Here is a 25,288-nt window from a genome sequence, read left to right on the forward strand (position 1 = left end):
CGCCTGGGTCAGGCGACGAACTCCCTTGCGTCCATTGGGAGTTTCCAGGTATTGCGGCGGTGTACGGCGCTGAGGGCTTGGTGCAGGGGAGACGGCGGCACGGCCAGTACCGGGCAGGGTGCGTGGGCGACGCAGTGCCGGGAGACGGAGGGCCACAGTGCCCGGCGCAGCCGGCCGCGGGCTCCGGTCCCGACCACCAGGAGGTCGTCGGCGTCATCGGCCACCTCGATCAGGACCTTCCCGGGCTTGCCGGACACGACGAGGGGCCGCAGCGGTGCACCTGGTCCGGCGCTGCCGAAGGCGGCATCGAGCGCCTCTCGGAGTCGCTCGACGGCCATCCCGCGCCATGTGGCGCCCAGATGGGGTGGGCAGAGCCCGCCGCGCTGCGGAATGTCACCACCGGGCGGCTCCCAGGCCAGCACGGCCCACAACTCGGCCCCGGTGGCGCGCGCCTCGTGGGCGGCCCGGTGCAGTGCCGTCAGGCTGCCGAGCGAACCGCTCACACCGGCCACGACGCGTCGGCCGCCGGGTCCGCGCATGGGGTCACACTCCTCGTTCTCTCGCGTTCAGGTCTGGCTGCTTCGTCGTTGAGGTCTGGCCAGAGCCTGGCCAGGGTCTGGCCATTCCGTCTCGATTCATGGAAATGCCGCCGGTGGGGAGATCGCGGCGCGTTGGCGCTTTCTTAGCGCGAGGAGGGGAGAACCTGACGGCTTCGTGACGGCGGCGGAGGGTCAGAGTTGCGTCAACGTCTTCGAACTCTCGCGCGGTATTTGCCGACGTGAAGTGACGATGTTCCTGACAACCTCGCACGCCGCCCGGCGCCATTTCCGTAAGGAAGCCGATGAGGAAGCCGATAAGGAAGCCCGTAAGGAACAGGGGATCCTTTGCGGAGCCGCCCGGCGTGCCGCCTTCCTGAAGAGGGGTACGTGGAGGAGTACGTGATGGGGCGGGGCAGCGATACGACGACCGACGACGGGCCGGGTGCGTGTCCCGGCAGACTCAAAGTCTTTCTCGGGTCCGCCCCCGGGGTGGGCAAGACCTACCGGATGCTGGACGAGGGGCGCCGCCGGGCCGCGCGCGGCACGAACGTGCTGGTGGCCTTGGCGGAGTGTCACGGCCGCGCGTCCACCGAGGCGATGCTCGAAGGGCTCGACACCCTGCCACGGGTGGTGCGCACGCACGGGGGCGCGGACTTCACCGAACTCGACCTCGACCGGGTGCTGGAGCTGCGGCCCCGGGTCGTGCTCATCGACGAACTCGCGTACACCAACGCGCCGGGCGGCCGCCACGCCAAGCGCTGGCAGGACGTCGAGGAGCTGCTCGGCGCCGGGATCGACGTCGTGACCACGCTCAACATCCAGCATCTGGAGTCCCTGAGCGATGTGGTCGAGAAGATCACCGGCGTGCCCCAGCACGAGACCGTGCCCGACGAGGTCGTCCGGCGCGCCGACCAGATCGAGCTGGTCGACCTGCCGGCGGAGGGGCTGCGGCGCCGTATGGCACACGGCAACATCTACCCGCCCGAGAAGGTCGACGCGGCGCTGTCGCACTACTTCCGGCTCGGCAACCTGACCGCGCTGCGGGAGCTGGCGCTGCTGTGGGTGGCGGGCAGGGTGGACGAGGCGCTGCGCAAGTACCGGGACGAGCACAGCATCGGCCGGGTGTGGGAGACCCGGGAACGCGTGGTGGTGGCGCTCACGGGCGGGCCGGAGGGCGCGACCCTGATCCGCCGCGCGGCCCGGATCGTGTCCGGGTCCGCCGGCGGTGACCTGCTGGCCGTTCACATCACCCGCAGCGACGGACTGGCGGCCGGTTCGTCGCTCGCCGCGCTGGCCGGGCAGCGGCAGCTTCTGGAGAGTCTCGGGGGCAGTTACCACGCGGTGGTCGGTGACGATGTGCCCGCCGCGCTGCTGGACTTCGCCCGGGCCCAGAACGCCACCCAGCTGGTCGTCGGAGCCAGCCGCCGCGGCCGGCTGCGGAGGGTGCTGACGCCGCGCGGCGTGGGCGAGACGGTCGTCGAGCTCTCCGGCGACATCGACGTCCACACCGTCACCCACGAACACGCCGGTCAGGGAAAGGGAAGACGACGGACTGCCTTCGGCAGGGGGCTGCCGCGCTCCCGCCGGGTGGCCGGCCCGGTGGCCGGTCTCGTCCTCCCCGCGCTGCTGACGTTACTGCTGCGCGGCATCTCAGGCCCGCTCGCACTCAACCTCACCAGTGAGGCCCTGCTCTTCCTGCTGACCGTGCTGGGGGTGGCCTGCATCGGCGGCGTGGTCTCCGCGCTGCTCGCCTCGGTGACGACCTCCCTGCTGCTGAACTACTACTTCATTCCGCCCGTCGGCCACTTCACCTTCGCCGAGGCCAATATCGTCGTCGCCCAGGCCGCCTTCACCACCGTCGCGGTGACCGTCGCGGCCATCGTCGACCGTTCGCTGCGCCTGAGCCGGCGGGCCGCGCGGGCGACCGCGGAGGCGGAGACCCTGACCTCGTTGGCGGGCGGCATCCTGCGGGGGGACCGGGCCGTATCCGTACTCCTGGAACGCACCCGCGAAACCTTCGGGATGGATCGCATCGAACTACGGCCCCGGGGAGGCGAGTTCGTGCCGCCGTCGTCGGCCGCAAGCCCTCCGGGACCCGCAAGCGACCCGACGACCGACCACGAGACCAGGGTCCCGATAGGAGACGACAACGTGCTGGTGCTCAGCGGCCGTCGGCTGCCCGCCTCCGAGCACCGCGTCCTCACCGCCTTCGCCGCGCATCTGACGGCCGCTGTCGAGCGCGGCCGGCTCGCGGAGGCCGCGGCCGAGGTCGAGTCCGTCAAGGCGGCCAACCGGATGCGTACCGCACTGCTCGCCGCCGTCGGACACGACCTGCGGACGCCCCTGGCCGGCAGCTGGGCCGCGATCAGCTCGCTGCGCAGCCGCGATGTCGACTTCTCGCCCGAGGACCGCGAGGAACTCCTCGCCACCGCCGAGGAATCCCTGGCCAAGCTCAGCCGCCTGGTCGACAACCTCCTCGATATGAGCAGACTGCAGGCAGGCGCGCTGACGCTGCGCCTGGAACCCATCGCGCTCACCGAGGTGCTCCCCACGGCGCTGGACACCCTGCCCGGCTCGCCTCCACGCGCGCTCGTCGACGTGGTGACCCAGGGGCTGGAGACCGCCCCCGACGTGTTCGCGGACCCCCCGCTGCTGGAACGCGTCATCGCCAATCTGGTGGCCAACGCGGTACGGCACTCGCCCGCCGGGCGCCCGGTCACCCTCAGCGCCAGCGCGCTGGCCGGACGGGTGGAGCTGCGGATCACCGATCGCGGTCCGGGTCTGCAACTCGCCGACCGGGAGCGGGCGTTCGAGCCCTTCCAGCGGCTCGGCGACACCGACAACACCACCGGACTCGGCCTCGGCCTCGCCCTCTCCCGCGGTCTTACGGAGGCCATGGGCGGCACCCTCACCCCCGAGGACACCCCCGGGGGCGGCCTGACGATGGTCGTCTCCCTGCCGGCCGCACCGGTCCCGGCCGTGGCGTGTACCCGGTAGGGCTCCTCGCCGCCGTGCGGGTGTTCAGCCGACGTGGACGCGGGGGCGGCGGGAGCGGTCGGGTTCGGCTTCGCGGAGGACTTCGCGGGTGACGGGGGCGACTTCGCCCTGGCCGAAGAGGAAGAAGCGGAGGAACTGGGCGAGGGGGTTGCCTTCGGTCCACTCGAAGTAGATGTGCGGCCGCTGCCCGGTGGTGTCGCGGACGTGCAGCAGCAGGGCGGCCAGCGCATTGGAGATGGTGGAGCTCTCCAGGCAGAGCACGCGGTAGCGGCCGTGCAGCACCTCGCCCCGTACGTGCAGTGCGCTCTCGAACTCGGAGGGATCGCCCAGGGTGACCTCGACGAAGACGAAGTCCTCTTCGGCCGGCAGGTCGTGGTCGGTGCGGATCTGCTGGAGCTTGTCGCGGTACTCGGCCGCATCGCGCTCGTCGGGCTCATTGGCGATGAGGCGGATCTTGCGGTGCGCGATGTCGCGGACGAACCGCTCGGCCGTGTCGTCGAGGAAGACGTCGGTCACCCGGAGCTCGAAGGCGCGGGCGAGGCGGGAGAGGAAGGAGACGAGGATGATGCCGGCGATGAAGCAGGCGCCGATCTTCACACCGTCCGGCCGCTCCACGATGTTCGCGGCGGTCGTGTAGAGGAACACCGCCGCGATGACGGCGAAGCCGATCGTCCAGCCGTGCTCGCGGGCGCGGCGTGCGGCGATGGTGACGGCGATCGCGGCGGAGCTGATCAGGACCAGGACGCCGGTCGCGTAGGCGCCGCCCTGGGCGTCCACATCGGCGTCGAAGATCCACGTCACCAGGAAGGCGACGAGGATGAAGACCAGCACCATCGGGCGCACCGCCCGCGCCCAGTGGGGCGCCATGCCGTAGCGCGGCAGGTACTGGGGCATCAGATTCAGCAGACCGGCGAGGGCCGAGGCACCGGCGAACCACAGGATGGCGATGGTGGAGAGGTCGTAGAGGGTGCCGAAGGCGGAGCCCAGGTACTCGTGCGCCAGGTAGGCCAGGGCACGGCCGTTGGCCTGCCCGCCCGGCTGGAAGGCGTCGCCGGGGATGAGCAGCGTGGTGATGAAGCTCGTCAGGATGAGGAAGACGCTCATGATCACCGCAGCCGAGGTGAGCAGTTTCTTCGCGCCTCTGATCCGTCCCGCCGGATGCTCCTCGGTGTCGCCGGGCTCTCCCTCGATGTGCGGCATCACCGCGACACCGGTCTCGAAGCCGGACAGGCCCAGCGCCAGTTTCGGGAAGACCAGCAGGGCTACTCCCACCATCGCGAGGATGTCGCCGTGCTCGGTGGTCAGCGCGTGGGACCAGTCGGGGATGACATGCACCGCGGTGACCACATGCCAGAGCCCGGCCACGACCACGACGGCGTTGAGGGCGAGGTAGAGGCCCACCAAGGCGATCGCCACTCCGATCGCCTCCAGGAACCCCTTGAGGAAGACCGCACCCAGCAGGGCGACCAGGATGAGGGTGATGAGCAGCTGCTGACCGTGCAGGGCGCTGCTGACCTGCGGGTTCTCCACGAGGTGGGTGGCGGCGTCGGCAGCTGACAGGGTGATGGTGATCAGGAAGTCGGTGGCGGCGAAGCCGAGCAGGGTCAGTACGAACAGCTTGCCCTGCCAGAAGGACAGCAGCCGTTCCAGCATCGCGATCGAACCCATGCCGCGCGGGCTCTCCTTCGCCACCCGACGGTAGACCGGCAGCGCGCCGGCGAGCGTCACGGTGACGAGGATGATGGTGGCGACCGGCGACAGCACCCCGGCGGCCAGGGCGGCGATGCCCGGCTGATAGCCGAGGGTGGAGAAGTAGTCCACGCCGGTCAGGCACATCACCCGCCACCAGCGCTGCCCCTTGTGGGCGCTCTGCGGCCCGGCGTGCGGACCCGGGTGGCGCTTGGCCATGTCGGTCAAGCCCTCCAGCAGCCACGCCCGGAACCGATGCCGGGCCGCGGCCCCGGCGGACGAAGGGGCAGGGGCGGCCATCGTGCTCTCCCGTCGTACCGGGTCGTACCCGAAGGAATCCAGCCATCGACGCGACGGCCACGTCAGGGTACGCATTCGCGGTGTTCTCGCCACTGTGTTCGGCGGCGTGGCGGTGGCGTGTCCCCGGACCGGGGGAAGCGGGGTAAGGACGACGACGCCCAGGACGGCGCGAGGGAATCCAGCTCAGGAGCAGATGAACGCGACGGATTCCGGCTCAGTAGCAGGTGAGCGCGACCGGAGCTCCGTGAGGCAGCTCAGGGGCCCGGAGCATCAAGTCGGTGTCCGCGACGCCCGCCCACCCCAGCATGTAGCCGATGAGTGAGGTGTGCCCCAGCGCTCCGACGTAGAAGCCGTTCCGCCGGGCCCGGTCCAGCACCTGGTTCTGGTACCACCGCGCCCGGTCGATCAATGGACGGTCGTCCAGGTAACGGGAGGCGGCGAGCAGGCACTGGATCACCCCGGAGGTTCCATGGCACACCGACAGATCCACCGGCCTGTCATCGTCGGGCAGGGCGACAGCGGCATCCGTCAGGCGGTCCGCATGCTCACGCACCAGGCCTTCACGCCCCGTGCGACAACCGATCTCGCCGGCCGCGAGCAGAACGCCGGCGGCGCCCTGGCACCAGCCCGCGGCCGAGGGCTGACAGTCCGGCAGGGAGCTCTCCAGCCACTCGGCGGCCTCCCGCCACCACTGCTCACGGGACATCACCCGTCCGGCCCGGGCCTTGGCCCACGCCACGCCCAGCTGCCCGTGCGCGACGTCCATCATGGCGCCCTTGGGCTGGGGCCCGTGCGGATCGAAGGCCATGTGCGCCAGCCGGTTCAGATGCGACGCCCGCACGGGGACGCCGCTCTCCCGACGGGACAGCAGCAGCATCAGGGCACCCGCCGGTCCGTTGGACAGATCGCCCTCGCGGTCGTCACCACGCTCGGCGATCTTTCCGAGCAAGGAATCCAGCCATACGTCGTCCACCGCATCGGGCATCGACAACAGTTGTGACGCAAACCCTGAGAACACCGATTCCGGAATCGCGTCCAACTGCTCGCCGTACGTGCCCATGAGTTCTCTCAGGCCCTCTTCAGCGGCACGCGCCATACTGTCGTCAGCGGCACGCGCCATACTGTCGTCGGCGGTATGCGCCGTACTGTCGTCAAGGGCATGCGCCGTACTGTCGTCAAGGGCATGCGCCATACGGTGACGCTCGGCCGACGCCAGAGCACGCCGGATGCCACCCATGTCATGGAAGGCCACATAGTTCCCCGGATTGATCGTAGGCGTATGACGATCCGGGCCGATACTGCCGATCCATCCAGCACCGCGACCGGATCCGTCGCCGCTGGTGATAGTGACCGCCACATTCTCGATCACCTCGGCGATGCGCCCGCCCCAGGTGCCGGGCACGGCCTGCGCGAGGGTCTGCCCGAAGACCGAGTGCCGCCACACGCCGCCGGCATCGGGGGCGACATGGCCAAGGCACTCCTCCACCAAGAAGTGGTGGAACCTGTCGTGGCGCTCCCGTGCCATGGCCAGCCCGCGGCGTGCTGTGGCGAGAGGTGAGAGTTTGTACAACGGCCATGGCTCGCCATGGTGCGCATGGGCATCGATACCCTCGGCGAGCGTGAAGAAGTACGGGATATCACCCGCGTCCAGGGCCGCATGCTCGGCGGCGGCCAGCGCGTCGTTCTGTTCTGGCGTCAGCGTCTTGTGGAACCGCCGTAGCAGGTTGAACAACCGGCTGGTTTCCTTCTCGTCACGCAGGTACTTCGGGTGCGTGGAGGCGTCCAGATAACGGGCGTAGACCTCCGTCGCCCGTATGAGGCACCGCACCGGCATATCCGCGAACTGGCCCAGGACTTCATCGATCACACCGGAGCGCAGGAACGTCAGAGCATCCTGGTAACCGCTCATCACGTCAGCGAAGTGGCCGCTGATGCTGAGCTGTTCGCCATTCAGGGACGGGACGTTTCCGGAATGCCGGTAGGTGAAAGTCCGCCACTCCACCCGAATGGCATCGCTGTCGGCGTCCACCACGGTCGCGTTCTTCAGCGAGGACTTCTGCTCACCGAGCACACCGGCACCGGCAAGCATCACGTCGATCACGGAATCCGGGTTGTTGACCGGCAGCAGCATCGTGGACGCCGGCGAGAGTCTCATCTGCGCCACCAGCGTGTCGGCCAGTGTGCCGGTCAGCGTGCCGGTCCGTGTGTCGGTCCGTGTGTCCTTCGTGGTGCCGAAGTCGGCACGAAGAAGGGTTTCGGTGTCGACCACGCACGGGAACTCGCCACAGGCGACCAGGTTTTCCTCGTGCAGGTCGGTAGCGCCGAGAGCACCGAACAAGCAGATCAGCGCGCCGAGGCGGTAGAAGTAGCGCATCGCCTGCGCGCCAGAGGTCATCGGGTTACCGGCCAGCCTCACCTGCCAGCCGTGGTCACCCGACGAGACCGACGCGGGAACGCAACCCGAAAGGCTGTGGGTCAGGTACGGTTCGGCGGCCTCGTACACGGCACGGGCGAATGCGTCGCCGGTCAGCGGCCTGGGCTTGTAGACCAGTTGTGCGCCTGAGCTGGTGGTGAGGAACATGACCCGCTGATTGCCGTTGTGCGGATCGGAGTTCGACAGCTTCACTTCCGCGATCGTCTCATCTGCGCCGATTCCGGCGATGCTCGCCAGTCGCGCACGGTCGTCGCGGAAGGCGGCGAGCATCTTCGTATGCGCCTGTCGCAGGTTCTCCACGATCCGCCCAAGGCGGCGCCGCAGCACCGGATACCCGTCCAGGATCGCTTCGCAGGTGTCCGGTTGACGCAAGGTGTGAGCGAACGCATCGATACCGGCCCTGCGGCCAGAGTCCAGGGGCAGGCCATGTTCTTCGCGGAAGTGGTGGAAGCGCTCTATCAGCGTGCGGTAGCTGTGATCTTCCACCACGTGCAACGCCATCTGCCACAACTTGGCGGTGACCTTCTCCCGGTCCTGTTCGGCCACGGTCGCGGCCAGTTGCGGCGCCAGCCTTTCGGTGAACGCGTCGAGCGGAAGGATGTGCTCATAGAAGGGCAGGAATGCCTTCACGCCCAGAGTCGGGGTGCTCATGCTCTCTCGCCCCTCTATTCCCTATACGGAATGATCTGGCGGGGTGAGGATCACGATCAGACCCTCACCCCGCCCGGCGGTCATGTCATGCCGCACTCATCTGCGTCGTTCCGACGTACTCGCTCAGTCGCGGAAGCAGAAGCTGAAGCTGCACCCGATTTGGCTTGCGTTCGGGGCCGACTCCGGCTCCGGCTCCTCGCTCAGTTCGATGAGCTGGGTTTCGTCGTACGCGCCCAGAAGGTCGTCGCTCATGGCTGTTCATCTCCCTCTGTTGGTGGGTTCTGACTCATCAACCGTGACAGCGCACCGTGAAATACCGATGAAATCTTGCTGGTGCGCCATGCCTCGGCTCTATGAGGGGCAGCGGTGGCCCTATGCCAGGCAGCGGTCGCGCGCTCCGCACGGTTCATTCGATTGGCGGAGCTCAGCTGGTCCGACTGGCGGCCTGATGGTCACCTGAAGGAGCGGATGGGGCGCCGGCGGCCGGTGATATCGATACCGGCCTTGCTTCCGGTATCGGCGTACCAACGCCCTGTCCGCTCCGGCCGAGGCCACGCGAGCGGGAGTGGAGGTGGGCTTCATGTACGAGATGCGCGCCGGGCCGGCAACGACCGCCACCACGGGACTGGCGTGGCATGTGATGGCCAGGGACGAGGCCGATGCGACGTTGTGCGGGCGACGGCTCACGACCAGTACGCGAGGCCCGGCGATGAGCCAGGAACCGCCGATCGGAAGGTTCTGCGCACCGTGCATGGCTTCCTTCCGCGCCGCGCTGGACGACGTCCACGACACGGCATCGTCAGCGAGGACGGATCCGACGGACCTGGAGGAGCCGCCCCCTCGACGACCTGACCGAGGGCCGCGGCGCGCTTGATGCTCGTAGCGAGCAGCCGGGCGCCCCGGAGGACCGCCCCTCGACGCGGATCAGGCGTACCGCGTCCAGTATCAGCCTCCCGCCACGCACCCTGCACGAGCGGCTCACTCGTCTCGGCCCGAGCGGCTCACCCGTCTCGCGCGTCCTCGCTGTTCAGGGTGAACTGGAGGGGGACCGGCGGACGCCGCGTCATGCGTCGGCTCGGTTACCGCACCCTGCCGAGAGTCGGTTACTGCACCCTGCCGAGAGGCCGAGAAAATCAGGAGCCGTCATGCCTGCCGGAGCGAGCAAGAAACGTGAGCGCCAGTACGAGCACATCAAGGAAAGCGCCTTGGAACGGGGCGAGTCGACGAAGCGGGCGAAGGAGATCGCCGCCCGGACCGTGCAGAAGGAACGCGCTCGGGCAGGGGAAGCCAAACGACCGGGAAAGGTCTCCACCCAGGACCCGAAGTCCGCCTCGCAACGCGGCGGTGAACGCTCCCACCGGGGGGCTCAGGGCCCCACCAAGGACCAGCTGTACGAAGAGGCCAAGAAGCGCAACATCGAAGGCCGCTCCCATATGAACAAGGACGAGCTCCGCCACGCCCTTGGCCGCGGCTGAACCGCCGGCCGCCGTGGGGGGTGTTGGGCCACCCGGCTGATTCTCGCCGCCGAGCGTTTAAGTCCCTGCGGGTTGAAGAGGATGCGGGTGGACGGCCGCAGCACGATACGTCTGGCATCGGAACGATGAACCAGGCGAGGAGTGTCGTGAGAAGAATCGTGCAGGCGGGAAGTGTGCTCGGGGCGTGCGGACTGGTGCTGCTGGGCACCGGCATTGCACAAGCTCAGACCGTTCCGGGTGAATCCCTCCTGGGGGCCGCAGTGGGCGCGGACGTGGGGTCTGTCACCGGCGACCTGGGCTCGCTTACCGGCATGGTCTCCGGCGTGGTCTGCAACAACCGCCTCGCCGACTTCCGTTACAAGTCACCGGTGCGCAAGGCGCCGCAGCCGCATCCCTGCATCAACGGCCCGGTACGCAGTGGCAACAGCCTGCACAGCGGCAATTTCATCAACCGCGGCAACCCGAACAACAGCGGAAACCTCTCCAGCCACAACGGCTCCACCAACAGCGGGAACTCCGCCGAGGGCGCCTCGTCGGGCAGTAGCAACAACGTGCAGCGCATGCTCAAACTGCCCTTCTGAGCCTTGGCGACCGGCCCTGCTTCGCAGCCGGCGCGGTGCAGTACATGGCCCCCGCTTCCGGTCGGACCGGAACGGGGGCCGTCGCATCAGTACACGTCACAAGCAGCGTTCATGACCACAGCACCCGCACTCGCAGCCGTACCCGCACTCGCACTCGTGACAAGTGGCGTTCAAGCGGCATTCAAGTGGCGTTCATGACCACAGCACTCGCGACAAGCAGGGCTCCTCACAGGTGCGTCGAGCCCGGCCCGAAGTGCTGGATGTCGTTGCTGGTCTTGTTCTCGGCGCCGGTCGTGCCGCCGCTGTCGACATTGGTGTTGCCGTTGTCGTTCTTCGGGCTGCCGCTGTCGGTGGGGTTGCCCGCGAGCCAGATGTTCTGTGCGTACTTGAGGTTTCCGCTGTTCACCGGGCCGTTGACACAGACCTTGGCCCGGGGTCCACAGTGCAGCACGGCACGGAAGTCGGCGTAGGTGTCGCTGTTGTACACACCGTCCGCGCCGTACTCGTCGAACGGGCCGTCCCCGGCCGCGGCGGGGGACGCCCCGCCGATGGCCAGGAGCAGGCCACACGCTCCTGCGATCACGAAGTTGACGCGTCCCATGTTCTTCACTCTGTGCTCCTGCACCTCGCGGATGGTAACCGCGGTCTTGCTATCGGGGCGCCCCGGTCTCCACCAAGCCTGAGCAACGGCCCGTCCCGCGCATTCACCCCGTCCGACCACCGAATTCACCGTGACGGCCCTCCGGCTCACGGCAGGTCGCCGCCGTCGGGACCGCTGAACGGTGTCACGGCCGGCTCCGGCGGTGCCGACCGCGTCCATGTGCCCTCTGCGAGGGCCGCCAGGACTCGGCGCTTGAGCTCGGCGCGCTGCGGGCTGTTGGCGAGCGACCTGGGCAGAGAGCCGTCGTACTCTTCGTGAGGGCGCAGCTCGGCACGGATATAGGCGTACTCGGCGGCGCGACTTTCGCTGAGGAACTGGCTGGCCGTGGCTTTGGCTTCGGCACTGGCGATCACGTACGGACTCTCGCGCTCCCGCTCGCGCAGCGCCTGGGTGATCTGGCGCACGTATCGCTTGTACTCCAGGCGCCGCTGCTGGATGGCCGCAAGGAAGCGCCGGGCATTGAGTACCGAGATCGCCCGCTCCTGAGGAAGGGCGTAGAAGTCGTCCGGGAGAGTTCCCAACCCGTGAGGGGTCGCTGCGCAAGCCTGTTCCACGACCATGTACCCGAGTTCCCGCAGGGCGTTCTCCCAGCGCCCCAGCAGCAGAGGGTGGCGCAGCGCCATGTTGCGCTCTTCCTGGTTCTTGGCGTCGTCGGCCGCAGCGTGTCTCACGGCGATACCGCTGGCGGCGAGGAGGTCCTCGACTTCCGGGGTCCGGGGCGCGGTGATCTGGCCGCAGGCACACGCGTACGTGATGTGCTCGTGCACATTGCTGAAGCAGGGTTCCTCGGGGGCATCGTCCAGATTCCGGCGGACGCGCTCCTGCCGAAGCAGATCTGCGTACTCGTCCGGGAACGCGACTCTCAGCCAGCCCTGGGCGGTGAGGCGGGAGTTGGTGCCGCTCCTGCGCTCGGCGCTGCGGTTGAAGTCGTTGCGGCGTAACTTCTTGACGAGGATACCGGCCTCGTGCCGCCGGTGGCGGACGCGGCGAAGGCGGTGCTCGGTGGCCTCCAGGCGGGGGTCACCGGTGTAGCGCATCCGTTCAACGGCGACCTGGAGTTCTCCGCAGGCGCAGAGCAATGCGTCCTGCCAGTCCAGTCGCCACTCCGCCTTCCGCAACAGGCGCCGGGTACGTTGTGGGATGTATCCGTTGGTGGCTTCCGCGATGGCTACGGTGACGAGTGTGTCGAAACTTTCGGTGATCAGCTCTGCCAGCCGGTCCGTTGGAATGCGCTCGACGTCACTGAGCCTCAGCCTCTCCGCCATCCCCACCGCCTTCGACACGCTTGCTGTCCGGTATGCCGGTACGCCGATACCCCGGTACGGCCGCGGGCCCCGCCGCCCCACCCGCCGGCAGCCTATCGAGAAGGACGCCGGCCTGGAGCGTCATCAGAAGGACGGCATCCTTCTGGTGACAGCCGCCGCACCCCGTGTGGGGCCCACGCGCTCAACAGGTCTCTGGCCGGCCCCGGCAGCTGCCTCGTGTTCGCCGTACGACGTGCGGACTCCGGCGGCCTCGATCGCACTGGTTCTCGTAGTCATGCCAACCATGCTGAGAGGTTGCCCCTGCGGCAGGGTCAACCCTTGCCACGGTGCATCGCCGGCCGAGCATCTGCCCGACCCCTCAACTGGGGTCTGTAGCGCCGTGATCCTCTCCCAGTACCGCCCGGATCACGTGCCGGGCGTTGTCGGCCATTGCCGGGTTCGTCTTCCGGTAGTACGGCAGCGCGATGAGCGCCTGTGAGAGTGTCCGTCCCCGGCCGCGGTTCCAGGTCGCGTCGTCCACGGCGAGCGTCTCGCGGAAGGCCTCCCTTGCATCGGCCGGCAGCAGATTCCATGCCGGGAACAGATCGCAGGCCGGATCGCCCCTCCCGGTGCACCCGAAGTCGATCACCGAGGTCAGCCTGCCACCGTCCACCAGCAGGTTGCCCGGCATCAGATCGGCATGGAGCCACACCGGTGGTCCGTCCCTGCCCGGGGTGCGCAGGGTGTCCTCCCATATGGCGGCCGCGGCATCGCAGTCGACGCCCTCCTGCGGGATCCCGCGCAGTTCCTCGATCGCCGCCCGGGTCGATGCGTCGAGCGAGGCGACGTGCCCGCCTCGGTACGCCTGCGGCGCCCCTGGCAGGGTGATGCTCCGCATCGCCGCCACGAACCCGGCCAGGTCCTTGGCCAGCAGCACGGGCTCGCTCAGCGCCCCCGCCGTCGGGTTCTCCCCCGACCGCCACCGGTACACCGACCACGGCCACGGATACCCCTCGGCGGCCTGACCGGTCGCGAGGACCTCGGGGATGGCCACGGGCAGCCAGGGTGCGAGGCGGGGCAGCCACTCCTGCTCCATCGATACGTCCTTGGCTCCGCCCTCCACCAGTGGCAGCCGTACGACCATGGCGTTGCCCAGCCGGTACATGGCGTTGACCGTGCCGCCGGACGGAAGCCGCTCCACATTCAGCCCTGCCCACTGCGGAAACTGACGGGAAATCAGCTGTTGTACGAGGCCGTCGTCGATGAGGTGTTGGCCGGGGTGCATCTGCCCTGTGCTCATGGGGTGCCATCCGATCGCCGGCTGCGAGCGGGCGTCAAACGCTTTTCTGGGTGACGGCGACGTAGGGGCGACCGGGCGGGGCACCGCGGCACCGCCGCCCGGTGGTCCTCCGCGGGCGTCCGCCGGAATCGAGGGCTGGGTGGTGCCGAGGAACCGCTGTAGAATTCGCGGCCGCCCGTGTGGATACTGATCGCCATGCGTATCGACTTCGACCCCGCTGCCATGTCCCGCAACGAGTTCTATCAACTGCTGACCGCGACGGTGGTGCCGCGGCCGATCGCCTGGATCTCGACGTACGACCCACATAGCGATTCAGCGAACCTCGCCCCGCACTCTTTCTTCTCGATCGCCAGTGTCGCGCCGCCCGTTGTTCAGTTCAGCTCCGTAGGGCGCAAGGACACGCTGCGCAACATCGAAGCGACCGGGCAGTTCGTGGTGAGTTTTGCGCCCGAGGAATGCTTTGAGCAGATCAATGATACGGGCACCGATTTTCCGTATGGAGTGAGTGAGTTCGAGGCGGCCGGGATCGATTCCGAGCCCAGTCTGCGGGTCAAGCCGCCGCGGGTGGCGGCCTCGCCGGTTGCGTTCGAGTGCGAGGTGCACACCACGATCGGCATCGGGGATGCGACGGTCGTGTTCGGGCGTGTGGTGCATGCGGTGGTTTCGCGGGATGTGCTGGTTGACGGGCATCCCGATATCGCCAAGCTGAAGCCGTTGTCGCGGCTGGGGAAGGAAGAGTGGGCCACCGTCGGTGGCGTACGGGAGATCTCCCGTATCCGGCATGCGGACTGGCGGGGGCCGGCAGGCGAGAGGTAGGGGAGGTAGGAGAGGCAGGACGGGTAGGACGGGTAGGTGGGGTGAGGGGGCGGGCAGGGCGGGCGAGGCGGGAGAGGGGTGGCCGGGGGTAAGTGGTGGGGGAGTGGGGGAGTGGCAGGGGTTGTGCAGGGAACGTTTCAAGTCCGTTTCTGTGTAGGCCACTTCCGGATTACCGCGGTCTTCGAGGATCTGGTGCGGTGATTGCGCTGTCCGTGCTGGATGAGTGAACGTCCGACTTCCCGGCTCACCGCCCTACCGCCTGACCGCATAACCGCGTGGTCGGCTGACGGCCGGATGACTGGAGTTACGGAGTTGCTGTGACTGCTTTCGCGCCGGCGGTGGACCGGATTCCTGGCGACATCCCTCGCGGTATTTCTGGCGACTTGACCTTCTCGCGGTCGGTGACGGGGGCGTTGAGTCGGCGATTCGCGTTGCGGGCGCTGGCGGCCGCGGCGGTGGCTGGGCCGACGGTGTCGGTGGCGTATGGGGCGGGGACCGCACACGCCGCTGAGAGTGGCCGAATGCTGCGGGTGATGAGTTTCAACCTGCGGTATGCCTCGGATATCCGGCCGAATTCCTGGGCCGAGCGCAGGCCCGTCATGCGGGCGTTGCTGCGCCGTGAGGCCCCACAACTGCTCGGGACCCAGGAGGGGCTGTACGGGCAGCTGCGCGATATCGCGCAGGATCTCGGGCCGCATTACGACTGGGTGGGGACGGGGCGGGGCGGCGGGAGCAAGGAGGAGTTCGCGGCGATTTTCTACGACGTACGGCGGCTTGCTCCGACGGAGTACGACCACTTCTGGCTGTCGGACACGCCCTATCTGATCGGGTCGGCCAGCTGGGGAAACACCGACATTCGGATGGTGACGTGGGTGCGCTTCCGGGATCTGCGTACGGGGATCTCGTTCTACGCGCTCAATACCCATCTCGACCACGCGCATCAGTATTCACGGGAGCGGTCGGCCGCTCTTATCACCGAACGGCTGCGGGGAATGGACCCGGCGTTGGCCCGGATCGTCACCGGGGACTTCAATGTGGCGGCGCACAAGAATCCCGTGTACGAGGCGATGCTCGATGGCGGGGCGCTCGTGGACAGCTGGGATACGGCCGATGAGCGCAGCGCGCAGTACGCGACCTATCACGGATATGAGCCGCTGGTGCGGGACGGGGACCGGGTCGACTGGATTCTCACCTCGCCGGGGGTGCGTACACGACGCGCTGAGATCAATACGTACTCCGCGCACGGACAGTTTCCGAGCGATCACCTGCCTGTGCAGGCTCAGGTCGAATGGTGAGCGCATCGGGGTGGGCGGGGGCGGACGAGCCGCGTACCTGAAGACCGTCGAGGAGTTCCCGGGTCGCGGCGGTCACGGCTGCCACGGCGTGATCGAACACCTCGCGATTGTGGGCGGCCGGGGCGCGGAACCCGGAGACCTTGCGGACGTACTGCAAGGCCGCGGCCTTGATGTCGTCATCGGTGACCTCGGGGGTGACGGGCGGGCGGAGCGTCTTGATGCTGCGGCACATGAGTCCAGTGTGCCTCCGGGGGCGGGGAGAAGCGCCCTGGCCAGGGCTTGTCGTCGAGACCCGTTACCCGCATGGTGATGTTGAGGCGGCCGGCGGTCAGGCCGGTGGCCGGGTCGCCGGTGCCGGGGAGGACCTTGGGCACCCCGTGGTACGCGAAGCGGGACGGGCCGCCGAAGATGAAGAGATCGCCGGAGGCCAGCTCGATATCGGTGTAGGGCTTGGTCCGGGTCTCGGTGTTGCCGAAGCGGAAGATGCAGGTGTCGCCGATGCTCAGCGAGACCACGGGAGCGCCGGAACGCTCCTCCTTGTCCTGGTGCATGCCGAGCTTCGCCTGGCCGTCGTAGAAGTTGATCAGTGCGGTGTCCGGAGTGTAGTCGTCGCCGGCGGTCGGGTCCTGATACGCGTCGGCCAGTGCGCGGCGGCCCAACTCGACCATCCAGGAAGGGAACGCGGCGACCCGGGCGCCGTTCACATCGTCGGCGGTACGGGTGTACGCGTACGGCTGCCAGTGCCAGCCGACGCATACCGTCTGGACGGACATCACTCCGCCGCGCGGCAACCTGGTGTGCCGGATCGGGGCCGGGCCGCGCGCCCAGCCACGGCAGACGGTGACCAGCTCGCGCTGCCGCTCCAGGGAGAGCCAGCCCGGGACGTGGACGGCACCGGGGGCGACTTCCCGGCGGCCGGCAGGGGTGGGAGGACTGGGAGGACGGTTCTCGAATCCGGGGAGTGGCATGCTCATCTCTTACAGCGTGCCACGGGTCGGGAGATGGCGGATGGGGGATGTGGGGGATGTGGGGGATGTGGGGGATGTGGGGGATGGAGATATGAGGGATGGCGGATGGGTGGTGGGAAGTCCGGATGGCTGTGTGGGGCGTCCATAGGTCGGACCATTTTTTCGTTTCGCCCTTGACCGTGACCGCGGGGCTGAGGATTCTGCACAGCGGTAAGTAAGCGACTGCACAGCGGTGAGTAAGCGACTCGGCAGCGGTGAGTAAGCGACTGGGTAGGCGATTGAGTGGGCGATAGCGATGGAGTGTGGGCGATGGGCAATGGCCGCTGTGCGGTTGTTCCCTTGAAGGTCCAGATCGTCCGTTGAAGGTCTACATCTTCCGTGAAGATCCAGACCACGGCCCATGTTCCGTATCTCCTCTCTCATGCCCCTGCCCTCTACCTCCCAAGAAAGGCTGGAAACGGCATGAATCCTCATACGATCCCCCACGTGAAGCCTCCCTTGAACTGCCCCACGGATCCGCACCCGAGCCCTCACACGAATTCCCGTACGGACGATGACGTCCATGGCCAGGGCGAAGAGCGAGGCACCTGGCAGACGCCCGGCTACAGGGTCGTCGAGACCGCGCTCGAAGTCACCGCGTACGCGCTGTACGTTCGCTGACGGCGCTGCTGCCATGCTGCTGAAGGTCCTCGGCACCGCGGCGGGTGGCGGAGTGCCCCAGTGGAACTGCGCATGCCCCGGGTGCTCCGGGGCACGCGCCCACCCCGACCGGCGCCGCCGCCACGCCTCGCTCGCCGTACGAGCCGACGACGACCACTGGTACCTGATCAACGCCACCCCCGATATCGCCGACCAGATCGAGCACACCCCCGCCCTGCACCCGAGCCCCGCCACACGCCGTACGCCCATGGCGGGCATCGTCCTCACCGACGCCGAACTCGACCACACGCTCGGCATCGCACGGCTCCGAGAGTCCGACCGGATCGAGGTGTTCGCCACCGGGCCGGTCCGTGCGGCGCTGTGCGAGCGGGCTCACCTCGACGGTCTCCTGGCGCCCTATACCTCCCTGGAATGGCGGGAGTTGGGCTCTGTTCCCGTACCGCTGAGCGGCGGATCCGATGTCGAGATCAGCGCCGTTCCGGTCTCCGCGAAGCGGCCCCGGTACGCCGGTGGGTACGCTGCCGCCGGACCGGGCAGCGAGGTATCGCGCCGCGGGGCAGCCGAGCCGTGGGTGGTCGCGCTCCGCCTGCACGACCGGCGCACGGGAGGCACCGCGCTGTACGCCCCCGCGCTCGCCGCCTGGCCGGACGCGTTCCACGAGGCGTTGGCCGAGGCCGACGTCGTTCTGCTCGACGGCACCTTCTGGGACGACGAGGAACCGCGCCGCAGTGGCTTCTCCGCCCGCACCGCGACCGGCATGGGGCATCTGCCGATCAACGGCCCGGACGGCACCGCGACCCGGCTGGCACCGCTCGCCGCCCGCTGCCTCTACACCCACCTCAACAACACCAACCCGCTCGTCGACCCCGCCGCGCCACAGCACAAGGAGCTGGCGGGGCTCGGGCTCGCGGTGGCCGCGGAAGGCATGGAGATCGTCCTGTGAGTACGACGGAGGCCGCCCCGTGAGCACACCGTTCGAGGAGCGGCTGCGGGCCGTGGCGCGCGACAGGTATCACGACAGGCATCCCTTCAACGTCCGTATGCACAGGGGGGAGTTGACGCCGGAGGAGTTGCGCCGGTGGATCCGCAACCGCTTCCACTACCAGCGTCATATCCCCGTCAAGGACGCCCTGATCATGGCCAAGCTGCGCACCCCGGAACTGCGCCGGATGTGGCTGCGGCGGATCCAGGACCACGACGGTCAGCAGGACGGCGAGGGCGGCATCGAACGCTGGCTCCGGCTCGGTGAGGCCGCCGGGCTCGACCGTTCGCTGCTGATGGACGAGGCCGGAGTGCTGCCCGGCGTACGGCTCGCCGTCGACGGCTACGTCAACTTCTGCCGGTTGCGCTCACCGCTGGAGGCGGTCGCGGCCTCGCTCACCGAGCTCTCCGCTCCGGACATCATGCGCACCCGGATCGACGCCTTCGAGCAGCACTACGGCTGGATCGACGCCGAGGGGCTCGGCTACTTCCGCGGCAGGCAGAGCCAAGGGCGCCGGGACAGCAAGGAGGCCCTGGCGCTGGTCCTGGACTGGGCACGTACGGAAGTGGAGCAGGAGCTGGCGGTGGCCGCGCTGACGTTCAAGTGCCAGGTGCTGTGGTCGCTGCTCGACGCGGTCGAGCGGGGGGAGCGCCGCATGACGGGGGACCGTCCCGAGGTGGGGGACCGCCCTGAGGTAGGGGAGTGCCCCGAGGTGGGGGACCGCCCCGAGGTAGGGGAGCGCCCCATGGCGGAGAAGCGGCCATGACGGGCTGGCGGCCGGTGCTCGCTCCCGCCGTGCATCTGCGCCACGACCGGCTACGGGGCACCGATCTGCTGCTCCTCCCCGAACGTGTCGTGGTACTGGAGGGGGGCGCGGGCGCCGTGCTGCGGCTGTGCGACGGGGAGCGTGAAGTGCCGGACATCGTGGCCGAGTTGAGCCGCCGGTACCCGGGTGCCCCGGTGGCGGCCGAGGTGCCGGAATTCCTCGGGCGGATACGGGAGGAGGGATGGCTGCGATGACCGGTCCGCCGGAGCGGAGTGCGGTGCGGCCGGAGCCGCCCTGGGCGCTGCTCGCCGAACTCACCCACGGCTGTCCGCTGCACTGCCCGTACTGCTCCAATCCGGTCCAGCTCGTCAGCAGGGGAGCGGAGCTGACGGCCGGGGAGTGGGCGGGTGTGCTGCGTCAGGCGGGGGACCTCGGGGTGGTGAGCGCGCATCTCTCCGGTGGTGAACCCCTGCTCCGCTCCGACCTGGAAGCGATCGTGGCGGCCGCCGACCGCGCCGGGATCCACACCCAGCTCGTCACCAGCGGTGCCGGACTCGGCCGGGCGCGGCTGGACCGGCTTGTCGGCGCCGGACTGCGCAGCGTACAGCTGTCCGTGCAGCACGCCGACGCGGCGACGTCCGATCGGATCGCCGGGAGCCGCTCCTTCGCCGGCAAGGAACGGGCCGCGCGCCTGATCCGTGCCGCCGGACTGCCGCTCGGAGTCAATGTCGTACTGCACCGCCACAACCTCGATGCGCTGGACGCGCTGATCGATCTTGGAGTGAGCTGGGGCGCGGACCGCATCGAACTCGCCAACACGCAGTTCTACGGCTGGGCACTGCGCAACCGGGCCGAGCTGCTGCCCTCCCGAGCGCAGCTCGATCGCGCGCGGCAGACCGTACGGCGCCGGCGGGCGGGATTCGACGGCACGCCCGAGCTGGTGTGGGTGGTCCCCGATTACTTCGACGGCAACGCCAAACCCTGTATGGGGGGCTGGGGCGCTGTCTCCCTCACCGTCGCGCCCGATGGCACGACCCTGCCCTGTCCGGCAGCCGCCTCGATTCCCGGCCTCAACGCCTCCAACGTCCGCGACCACCCGCTGGCATGGATCTGGAACCACTCGCCTGCCTTCACCCGCTACCGGGGCACGGCGTGGATGCGCGAGCCCTGTCGCAGCTGTGACCTGCGCGAGCAGGACTTCGGCGGCTGCCGCTGCCAGGCCTTCGCGCTCATCGGCGACGCCGCGGCCACCGACCCGGCCTGCCGGCTGTCCCCCGACCATGCCCTCGTACGCGACCTGGCCGATGCCGCAGCGGAGCGGCCCACCACGGGCCTCGGCCGACCGCGCGGAGCCGACCTTTAGCGGAATCGCCCCTCAGCGGAATCGCCCATCAACGGAGGAACGGGCATTAACGGAGGAACAGGCAGAAGGGATGCATCGCCGGGTCGAGCAGCACCCGGACGTCGTCCTGCGGCTGGTAAGCGGCCCGGGCGGCGCCCAGCGCCACCGCATACGCCTCCGCTTCGTCCAGGTCATCCACCCGGATGTCCAGATGCAGCATCTTCTGCTGTTCCTCTGGCCGTTCCGGCCACACCGGCGGCCGGTATCCCGGCTCGGACTGGAACGAGAGTCCGGTGCCGCCCTCCGGGCACCGGAGCAGTACCCAGCCGGGTTCGCTGCACGTCACCTCCCATCCCAGCAGTCTCCGGTAGAAGTCGGCGAGCGCGTGGGCGTCCGCACAGTCCACGGCCACTGTCGCGAGCGAGAACCGAGGTTTCCGAGCCACCATCTCTCCTGCCTGCCTGCCTGCCGTCCTGCTGTCCTGCCGTCCTGCCGTCCTGGGGTCCTGGGGGCTTGCTGTCCGGCTCCTCTGTGCCGTTCGGGCCGCTGTTGTCAGTGGTGGCCCGTACGGTGGTTCCCGTCACTATCCGAGCTGCTGGCGCTCCTCGGATCCGCCCCGCTCCTGTGACAGCGCACGGGAGCGGGGCTCCGTCAGAGGGCCCCGGTGTACGGGCGCTCCGGCGTACGGGGCTCCGGCGGGGGTGTGCCCGGAGGTCCCCGCTGGGGGAATCGGCCGTTTTCCGGCTCCTGAGGCGCGGTGTGCGGGGGTGGGCGACGATGGAAGTGCCTGGGTGCGGCGGTGCGCGCGGAGCGGCGGCGGGGAGCGACGCCGGCGCCGGAAGCACCCGCTGAGCCGTATCGGGAGGCCCCGATGGATTACCCGGAACGCTATGAGCTGGTATTTCAGGCTCTCGCCGTGGAGGACGACGTGGTGATCGTCCGCCGTACCGAGCAGGCGGGAGCGGGCGGGTATCCGGTCTACGAGGACGAGTCGGGGATCGTGCGGGCGGAGATCAGCGACCGGGGCGAGGTACGCATGCTGGCCAGCGGCGGACATCAAATGCCTCGTACGCCGGTCCTGGCGCGGCCGCTCGCCCATTGAGCCGACTGCCGGAGCTGGCCTCCGCTTGCTCGTACGGCTACTCAGGGTGGCTACTCAGGGTGGCCGAGAGCGCGCAGGACAGCCGCCTCGGCGTGCAGTCGGGTGGTCGGGAAGACCGGTACCGGACTGTGCTCGGGGCCGATGAGCAACTCGATCTCCGTACAGCCCAGTACGATGCCCTCGGCCCCGGCGGCGACCAGGTCACCGATGACGGCCATGAAGGCCGCACGGGACTCCTCGCGGACGATGCCGCGGCAGAGCTCGTCGTAGATCACCTGGTGGACCGTGCCCCGCCCGGCCGCGTCCGGGACCAGGACGTCCAGACCGTGGCTCGCCAGGCGGCCACGGTAGAAGTCCTGTTCCATGGTGAAGGCGGTGCCGAGCAGACCGATACGGCGCAGGCCCTTGGCGCGTACGGCTTCCGCGGTGGTATCGGCGAGGTGCAGCAGCGGGATGCCGACCGCGGCGGACACCTGGTCGGCGACTTTGTGCATGGTGTTCGTGCAGATCAGCAGCATGTCCGCACCGGCGGACTCCAGGGCCTTGGCCGCGTTGGCGAGCACTTCGGCAGCCTCGTCCCAGCGTCCTTCGACCTGTAGTCGCTCGATCTCCGCGAAGTCCACGGAGTAGAGCACGCATCTCGACGAGTGCAGGCCGCCCAGGCGTTCCCGGGTCAGCTCGTTGAGCAGCCGGTAGTACTCAGCAGTGGACTCCCAGCTCATGCCGCCGAGCAGTCCGATCGTTCGCATCATCGCGTCACTTTCGCACATCGGTACTGTCCCTCACCAGGGATTTCCTGGCCTGGCACGGCACGGCCGGGCCGGGCCGTGTCACGCCGCTGCCGGCTACCAGAGCACCGGCAGCTGTTCCGTCCCGCGGACGAACATGCCGGCCCGCCACTTCAGTGCGCCGGGGTCGGCGTCCAGGGCCAGGTCCGGACAGCGCTCCAAGAGGGAGCGGATAGCGATACGCGCCTCCAGCCTGGCCAGCGGGGCGCCCAGGCAGAAGTGGATACCGTGGCCGAACGCGGTGTGCCCGCGGGCGTCGCGGGTGATGTCGAAGTCGTCGGTGGCGACGAAGCGTTCGCGGTCCCGGGACGCCGAAGCGAGAGCGACCAGCACCGGCTGACGAGCCGGGATCAGCGCCCCGCCGAACTCGATCGGCTCCCTGCTGAAACGCCATGTGGCCGTCGCCAGCGGGCCGTCGTACCGCAGCATCTCCTCCACGGCGTTGTCCATGAGGGAGTAATCGGCTCGCAGGGCCGCCAGTTGGGCCGGGTGCTGGAGCAGGGCGCGCACACCGTTGGAGAGCAGACCGACGGTGGTCTCGTGGCCCGCGACCAGCAGCAGGAACGCCGTGCCGAGCACCTCCTCGCGGGAGAGCTGGTCGCCGTCCTCGTCGCTGGTCCTGATCAGGGCGCTGAGCAGACCGTCGGTGGGCTGCTCGCGTGTGGCGTCGATCAGGGCGGTGAGGTACTCCGCCATCGCCCCCGCAGCCTGCTGCGCCGCTTCTTCGCTGGTCGGCGCGACCAGCTCGTTCGACCAGCCGCGGAAGGCCTCCCGGTCGATGGCGGGAACGCCGATCAGTTCGCAGATGACGGTCATCGGTAAGGGGAAGGCGAGCGACTCCACCAGGTCGGCCCGTCGGCCGGGGGCGGCGAGCATCGCGTCGAGCAGGTCGTCGGTGATCTGCCGCACCCGCGGCCGCAGTGCTTCCACGCGACGGGGTGTGAACTCCTTCGCGACCAGCTTCCGCAGCCGGGTGTGCTCGGGTGGGTCCGCGTCGAGCATGTGCATGAGCAGCGCCATATGGCTGTCGTCCAGCAGACCGGCACCGCGCCAGTCCTTGCTGAGGCGGGGGTCGGTGAGGGCGGCCCGTACCGCGTCGTGGCCGACGATCAGCCAGCCCTCCTGCCCCTCGGGGGTGCGTATATGGTGCACCGGCCCCTGGGCGCGCAGCTTGGCGTAGTACGTGTACGGGTCTGCGGTGAAGTCCTCACCGTAGGCACCCAGATCGACGATCTCCGGCATGCGTTGCCCGCCCCCTCGGCGAATTCATGGAATCCCGTTGCCAGACCCGTGGACGCCCGAAAGTCCGAATGCCCGAAAGTCCGAATGCCCGGAAGTCCGGAAGTTTGAAAGCCCGGAAGTCCGGGAGCCCAGAAGCCCAGAAGCCTGTTGTCCGGTTCGCGGAGGTCCGCTGCCCGGCTTCGCTTCGAACCGTACGTGCCGGCCATGGGCGTGGGCATCGGCCCAGCGGAGGATCTTCATCGAGCCAGGTACTCCCGTCGCAGTCCATCTGCCGGTGCCCGGCAGGCAACGTCTGCCCGTCACCGGGATCTGCTGGCCGGAGCGGCCCGCCCGGTGCCATGCTGTGTGGCGTGAAAGGCCCCCAGACCTACTTCAGCTTCGCCCCTGAGCTGCACTCTTTCGTCGCGGCGGAGCACGTCACCGCACGCGCGCCCGTGGTGACCGACGGTTCCTCGACGCTCGGCCATGTCGTCGAGTCGCTGGGCGTTCCACTCACCGAGGTCGGCAGGCTCGTCGTGGATGGCGGCGAGGTCTCCGTCTCCCACATCCCGCGCGCCGGCGAGCACATCGAGGTGCGCGGCATCGAACGCCCGCAGCGGGTCCCCGGCGCGCCGCTGCGGTTCTTGCTCGACGTCCATCTCGGCACCCTGGCGCGCAGGCTGCGGCTGCTCGGCGTCGATGCCGCGTACACCAACGAGGACCCCGGTGACGCGGCACTGGCCGCGCTCTCCGCGAAGGAGCGGCGGGTGCTGCTCTCCCGGGACCGGGGGCTGCTGCGCCGGCGGGAGATCTGGGCGGGCGCCTTTGTCCACAGCGACCGGCCCGATGACCAACTCCGCGACGTACTGGAGCGCTTCGCCCCCACGCTCGCGCCCTGGACGCGGTGCACGGCGTGCAACGGCCGGCTGGCGGACGCCGACAAGGAATCGGTCCGGGAGCACCTCCAGCACGGGACCCGGCGGACGTATGACGTCTTCGCGCAGTGCACCGTATGCGGCAGGGTGTACTGGCGCGGCGCACACCACGCACGGCTCGAAGCGATCGTGGAGGAGGCGCTCGCGCTTCGGTACCGCGCCGGCTGAATCGACCCGGAGCGGCACCGACGGGCGGAGCGGCGGCCCGGGGTGCTTGCTGTCTTCGGGAGCCCGGGGCGGTGTCCTCGGGAGCCCGGGCGTCACCGGGGGCCGACCTGCCAGCGGGCTCGGCCGCTCGGCCGTATGAATTCCCCGATCCGGGTGAGGAAGCGGGGCGATCGAGAGTGGCGTCCATGGCGAGTGGCCAGGACAGTGAGTGTCGGCGGAGTGTCGGCTGAGTTCGGCGATGCGCCGGTGGCCGCGCGGCGGGGACGAGGATTCCCGCGGGCGTGTGAGTGGGGATGTGTGTGCCCCAAGTTCTCGTGCTTGCAAGGAAATTCTCCCTTCATGTCGCTGGATTTCCTCCGAACTGTGGGGCAATG

Annotated in this window: 24 protein-coding genes; 12 read left to right on the forward strand and 12 right to left on the reverse strand. The window is 69.0% G+C overall.

Features of this window, described 5'->3' with window-relative positions:
* Positions 1 to 8 precede the first annotated feature (8 nt).
* Positions 9 to 539, reverse strand: coding sequence for a universal stress protein (locus tag ACFY12_RS10050; RefSeq protein ID WP_390715292.1), 531 nt, complete (start codon positions 537 to 539; stop codon positions 9 to 11).
* 402 nt (positions 540 to 941) lie between these two features.
* On the opposite strand from ACFY12_RS10050, the gene ACFY12_RS10055 reads away from it, so the two are divergent.
* Positions 942 to 3,536, forward strand: a complete 2,595-nt coding sequence (locus ACFY12_RS10055) for an ATP-binding protein (protein ID WP_390715293.1) — start codon at positions 942 to 944, stop codon at positions 3,534 to 3,536.
* A gap of 24 nt (positions 3,537 to 3,560) precedes the next feature.
* On the opposite strand, the gene ACFY12_RS10060 is transcribed toward ACFY12_RS10055, so the two are convergent.
* The 3 genes from ACFY12_RS10060 to ACFY12_RS10070 form a co-directional block, all read right to left on the reverse strand.
* Positions 3,561 to 5,525: an amino acid transporter gene (locus ACFY12_RS10060; protein ID WP_390715294.1), complete on the reverse strand. Its 1,965-nt coding sequence runs from the start codon at positions 5,523 to 5,525 to the stop codon at positions 3,561 to 3,563.
* 214 nt (positions 5,526 to 5,739) lie between these two features.
* Positions 5,740 to 8,610, reverse strand: coding sequence for a type 2 lanthipeptide synthetase LanM (gene lanM, locus ACFY12_RS10065; RefSeq protein WP_390715295.1), 2,871 nt, complete (start codon positions 8,608 to 8,610; stop codon positions 5,740 to 5,742).
* A gap of 123 nt (positions 8,611 to 8,733) precedes the next feature.
* Positions 8,734 to 8,862 carry a hypothetical protein gene (locus tag ACFY12_RS10070; RefSeq protein ID WP_390715296.1) on the reverse strand — a complete coding sequence of 43 codons (129 nt, stop codon included), beginning with the start codon at positions 8,860 to 8,862 and terminating at the stop codon, positions 8,734 to 8,736.
* 893 nt (positions 8,863 to 9,755) lie between these two features.
* Here ACFY12_RS10070 and ACFY12_RS10075 point away from each other — a divergent pair.
* Positions 9,756 to 10,085: a plasmid stabilization protein gene (locus ACFY12_RS10075; RefSeq protein WP_390715297.1), complete on the forward strand. Its 330-nt coding sequence runs from the start codon at positions 9,756 to 9,758 to the stop codon at positions 10,083 to 10,085.
* Between the two features lie 146 nt (positions 10,086 to 10,231).
* Entirely contained in the window at positions 10,232 to 10,666 is a 435-nt protein-coding gene (locus ACFY12_RS10080) for a hypothetical protein (RefSeq protein WP_390715298.1), read from the forward strand.
* A gap of 226 nt (positions 10,667 to 10,892) precedes the next feature.
* Here ACFY12_RS10080 and ACFY12_RS10085 read toward each other — a convergent pair whose 3' ends face one another.
* From ACFY12_RS10085 to ACFY12_RS10095, 3 genes are all read right to left on the reverse strand, one after another.
* Entirely contained in the window at positions 10,893 to 11,291 is a 399-nt protein-coding gene (locus tag ACFY12_RS10085) for a hypothetical protein (RefSeq protein ID WP_390715299.1), read from the reverse strand.
* A gap of 122 nt (positions 11,292 to 11,413) precedes the next feature.
* Positions 11,414 to 12,592 (reverse strand): hypothetical protein, encoded by a 1,179-nt coding sequence (locus tag ACFY12_RS10090; protein WP_390715300.1) that lies wholly within the window; start codon positions 12,590 to 12,592, stop codon positions 11,414 to 11,416.
* A gap of 358 nt (positions 12,593 to 12,950) precedes the next feature.
* The gene (locus ACFY12_RS10095) at positions 12,951 to 13,871 is read right to left on the reverse strand and encodes an aminoglycoside phosphotransferase family protein (RefSeq protein ID WP_390715301.1); all 921 of its coding nucleotides are present in this window, start codon (positions 13,869 to 13,871) and stop codon (positions 12,951 to 12,953) included.
* A gap of 195 nt (positions 13,872 to 14,066) precedes the next feature.
* Between ACFY12_RS10095 and ACFY12_RS10100 the strand changes: the two genes are divergently transcribed.
* The gene (locus ACFY12_RS10100) at positions 14,067 to 14,687 is read left to right on the forward strand and encodes a flavin reductase family protein (protein ID WP_390715302.1); all 621 of its coding nucleotides are present in this window, start codon (positions 14,067 to 14,069) and stop codon (positions 14,685 to 14,687) included.
* Between the two features lie 401 nt (positions 14,688 to 15,088).
* Positions 15,089 to 15,982 (forward strand): endonuclease/exonuclease/phosphatase family protein, encoded by an 894-nt coding sequence (locus tag ACFY12_RS10105; RefSeq protein ID WP_390715695.1) that lies wholly within the window; start codon positions 15,089 to 15,091, stop codon positions 15,980 to 15,982.
* Here the strand turns inward: ACFY12_RS10105 and ACFY12_RS10110 are convergent.
* A complete protein-coding gene (locus tag ACFY12_RS10110) occupies positions 15,912 to 16,214 on the reverse strand; it encodes a DUF2277 domain-containing protein (protein WP_390715303.1) in 303 nt (100 codons plus the stop codon). The genes ACFY12_RS10105 and ACFY12_RS10110 overlap by 71 nt on opposite strands.
* On the reverse strand, positions 16,159 to 16,956 hold the full coding sequence (locus ACFY12_RS10115) for an alpha-ketoglutarate-dependent dioxygenase AlkB family protein (RefSeq protein ID WP_390715304.1): 798 nt from the start codon (positions 16,954 to 16,956) through the stop codon (positions 16,159 to 16,161). Before ACFY12_RS10115 ends, ACFY12_RS10110 begins: the two co-directional genes overlap by 56 nt.
* A gap of 492 nt (positions 16,957 to 17,448) precedes the next feature.
* Between ACFY12_RS10115 and ACFY12_RS10120 the strand changes: the two genes are divergently transcribed.
* The 5 genes from ACFY12_RS10120 to pqqE are packed head-to-tail and all read left to right on the forward strand — an operon-like array spanning position 17,449 to position 20,721.
* Positions 17,449 to 17,610 carry a pyrroloquinoline quinone precursor peptide PqqA gene (locus ACFY12_RS10120; protein WP_390715696.1) on the forward strand — a complete coding sequence of 54 codons (162 nt, stop codon included), beginning with the start codon at positions 17,449 to 17,451 and terminating at the stop codon, positions 17,608 to 17,610.
* A gap of 13 nt (positions 17,611 to 17,623) precedes the next feature.
* The gene (gene pqqB / locus ACFY12_RS10125) at positions 17,624 to 18,553 is read left to right on the forward strand and encodes a pyrroloquinoline quinone biosynthesis protein PqqB (protein ID WP_390715305.1); all 930 of its coding nucleotides are present in this window, start codon (positions 17,624 to 17,626) and stop codon (positions 18,551 to 18,553) included.
* 19 nt (positions 18,554 to 18,572) lie between these two features.
* Entirely contained in the window at positions 18,573 to 19,358 is a 786-nt protein-coding gene (gene pqqC / locus ACFY12_RS10130; protein WP_390715306.1) for a pyrroloquinoline-quinone synthase PqqC, read from the forward strand.
* Positions 19,355 to 19,612, forward strand: a complete 258-nt coding sequence (pqqD, locus tag ACFY12_RS10135; RefSeq protein ID WP_390715307.1) for a pyrroloquinoline quinone biosynthesis peptide chaperone PqqD — start codon at positions 19,355 to 19,357, stop codon at positions 19,610 to 19,612. The genes pqqC and pqqD overlap by 4 nt, the downstream gene beginning before the upstream one ends.
* Positions 19,600 to 20,721 carry a pyrroloquinoline quinone biosynthesis protein PqqE gene (pqqE, locus tag ACFY12_RS10140; protein ID WP_390715308.1) on the forward strand — a complete coding sequence of 374 codons (1,122 nt, stop codon included), beginning with the start codon at positions 19,600 to 19,602 and terminating at the stop codon, positions 20,719 to 20,721. The genes pqqD and pqqE overlap by 13 nt, the downstream gene beginning before the upstream one ends.
* A 46-nt stretch (positions 20,722 to 20,767) precedes the next feature.
* Here pqqE and ACFY12_RS10145 read toward each other — a convergent pair whose 3' ends face one another.
* A complete protein-coding gene (locus ACFY12_RS10145) occupies positions 20,768 to 21,148 on the reverse strand; it encodes a VOC family protein (RefSeq protein ID WP_390715309.1) in 381 nt (126 codons plus the stop codon).
* A gap of 423 nt (positions 21,149 to 21,571) precedes the next feature.
* Here ACFY12_RS10145 and ACFY12_RS10150 point away from each other — a divergent pair, with 423 nt between their 5' ends.
* Complete coding sequence (locus ACFY12_RS10150; RefSeq protein ID WP_390715310.1) at positions 21,572 to 21,802, forward strand: DUF6296 family protein; 231 nt, start codon at positions 21,572 to 21,574, stop codon at positions 21,800 to 21,802.
* A 50-nt stretch (positions 21,803 to 21,852) separates the two neighbouring features.
* Here ACFY12_RS10150 and ACFY12_RS10155 read toward each other — a convergent pair whose 3' ends face one another.
* Together ACFY12_RS10155 and ACFY12_RS10160 are read right to left on the reverse strand one after the other, a co-directional pair.
* Entirely contained in the window at positions 21,853 to 22,551 is a 699-nt protein-coding gene (locus ACFY12_RS10155) for an aspartate/glutamate racemase family protein (protein ID WP_390715697.1), read from the reverse strand.
* 96 nt (positions 22,552 to 22,647) lie between these two features.
* Positions 22,648 to 23,832, reverse strand: coding sequence for a cytochrome P450 (locus ACFY12_RS10160; RefSeq protein ID WP_390715311.1), 1,185 nt, complete (start codon positions 23,830 to 23,832; stop codon positions 22,648 to 22,650).
* Positions 23,833 to 24,170: 338 nt separating this feature from the next.
* Here ACFY12_RS10160 and ACFY12_RS10165 point away from each other — a divergent pair, with 338 nt between their 5' ends.
* The gene (locus ACFY12_RS10165; RefSeq protein ID WP_390715312.1) at positions 24,171 to 24,914 is read left to right on the forward strand and encodes a Mut7-C RNAse domain-containing protein; all 744 of its coding nucleotides are present in this window, start codon (positions 24,171 to 24,173) and stop codon (positions 24,912 to 24,914) included.
* The last annotated feature ends 374 nt before the right edge of the window (positions 24,915 to 25,288 follow it).

Source organism: Streptomyces sp. NPDC001339, assembly GCF_042895955.1.
Taxonomy (GTDB): Bacteria; Actinomycetota; Actinomycetes; order Streptomycetales; family Streptomycetaceae; genus Streptomyces.